A 1,105-nucleotide genomic window follows, 5' to 3' on the forward strand; every position below is an offset into this window, starting at 1 on the left:
CACCCTCGGAGCCGCCCGTCCGGGACGGGGCGGGCCTCACCGCGGCCGCGGCCCGCGAATTTTACGAAACCGCCCGTCCGGTCCGCACCCGCTCGGGAGAAGCGACCGCCGGGGCGCTCACGCTCGGCACGTTCGAGCCGCTGTGGGATGCCGCCCTCCCTTCCGAGAGTCTGAATCTCGAAGCGGTGGACGTTCCCGTCCGGGGCGACTGTCTCTACCGTCTGCCGGTGGGGCGCGACAGCCTCGGGCGCGAACTCGGACTGCGCATCGCGCACCGCCTCGTCGTCCTGCGGCAGAAGAGCTCGGGGAATATGTGTTCCTATCTGATCTTTTACCTGCCCGACAGCTGCTATGCCGCGGCCCGTCCGCTCCAGACCGCCGAGCTGTGCGAAACGCTTCTGAGCTGTGCCGAGAAAGCCTCGTTCACGGGGCTGGCCCTCTACACGCGCACGGACGGCACGCCCGTCGCGGCCCAGCGCTACGACGAAGGCATGCCCGGAGCCGGAGCGTTTCTGTTCGACGGGCACTGTCCGGCGAGGGAGAACCTCGAACGGCTCCGAGAGGTGATCGGGACGGTGGAATTGTGGAAGTGCGGTGCGGCAAAGACACGGGGTGTCGGGGGCATCAACTCCATCGCTCCCGTAATCGTATACGGACAACAGCCGATACGGACGATCGTCATCGAAGTGCCGCCCGTGCCGGCCGTCGATGAAGGTGTAACGGAGTTCACGCCTTTGTTCCCGGGCTTCGCAGGAGGACCCGGAGGCGGTGCGGACGCCGACGGAAACACCAAGTTCCGAGGCAACGAAAACATACGGACCAAGGACCCCGACGTACTCGAACTGCTCGACGAGTTCATGCTGGACTGCATGGGACGAACTCTGATCCAAAACCTGAACTATACGATCGAAATCGAGAACGGGGAAGCCAATTTTTTCAACGCCGAGGCGGTTTTTCCGAAAATCACGCTGACGCAAAACCCTCGCAAACACGACATACACGATGTGATTCTGATGGAAGAACTCCTGCATGCCTATCAATATCAGGTGATGGGGCGGGATATATATGCCCGACAGATGAATTGCGAAATCGAAGCCAAATTGGG

General features: G+C 62.3%; 1 protein-coding gene. It reads left to right on the forward strand.

Annotated features, from left to right (window positions below; genetic code table 11):
• On the forward strand, positions 1-1,105 hold a 1,105-nt coding region (locus tag BN3659_RS13040), incomplete at both ends, for a hypothetical protein (RefSeq protein ID WP_171847682.1).

Origin of the sequence: Alistipes sp. CHKCI003 (assembly GCF_900021155.1) — a bacterium.
GTDB classification, from domain to species: Bacteria; Bacteroidota; Bacteroidia; order Bacteroidales; family Rikenellaceae; genus Alistipes; species Alistipes excrementavium.